The following is a 643-nucleotide window of genomic DNA, read 5'->3' as shown; positions in this document are numbered from 1 at the left end:
CTATCTCATCCTCTCACTTACATCACTGGGTTTGGCTCCTATCTGGAACGCACACCGGTCCCCATGGCATTGTCTGGCACAGGTACGCTGGTGGCTTCTATTGCCTCCAAGGTGGCATCTTCAGTGGCCGTGGTCAAAGCCGGAGGGGCGGTATCCAGCACCATCCTAGCTAGCTCACAGGGGCTCAACTTGTTAGCCCAGACTGCACTGGGCTCTGGAGCTTCTGCACTTGGATCTGCATTGGGAGCACTGAAGGCTGGCACCGTTTTATCCAGCCTCCCTGCCTCCGCCTTGGCTGTTTGCCCCATTGGAGTCAAGACTGCTGTCGCCATGCTTGGGGGAGCCATGACAGTAGCTGCGGTTCCACCTGTGCTGAGTGCCGTGGGCTTCACTGGGTCAGGCATTGCAGCTGCATCCATAGCGGCCAAGATGATGTCTGCTGCAGCAGTTGCCAACGGGGGCGGAGTCGCAGCAGGAAGCCTGGTAGCCACACTACAGTCAATAGGTGTACTTGGACTCTCCACATCAACCAACATCATCTTGGGGTCTGTTGGGGCAGCCATAGGAGCTGCCGGAGCCTCAGAAGTCTCCTAAGCACAGGAGCCTCCAATGCAAGATTTGATCTTAGGAGGTGACATCTCCA

The 643-nt window shown here is 56.9% G+C and carries 1 protein-coding gene; it reads right to left on the bottom strand.

Annotation, left to right across the window (positions count from 1 at the left end; genetic code table 11):
- Positions 1-38: 38 nt before the first annotated feature.
- Positions 39-563 carry a hypothetical protein gene (locus tag R7E38_RS23045; protein ID WP_318082164.1) on the bottom strand — a complete coding sequence of 175 codons (525 nt, stop codon included), beginning with the start codon at positions 561-563 and terminating at the stop codon, positions 39-41.
- Positions 564-643: the final 80 nt, after the last annotated feature.

The organism is Vibrio sp. Vb2131 (genome assembly GCF_033338535.1).
In the GTDB taxonomy this organism is placed as follows: Bacteria; Pseudomonadota; Gammaproteobacteria; order Enterobacterales; family Vibrionaceae; genus Vibrio; species Vibrio alginolyticus.
Note: the sequence above shows the minus strand (reverse complement) of the source record. Positions and strands in the feature narration are given on the sequence as shown.

Excerpts from the sequence above, each read along its gene's own strand:
- R7E38_RS23045 (WP_318082164.1), bottom strand. The coding sequence starts at position 563 with ATGGCTGCCCCAACAGACCCCAAGATGATGTTGGTTGATGTGGAGAGT.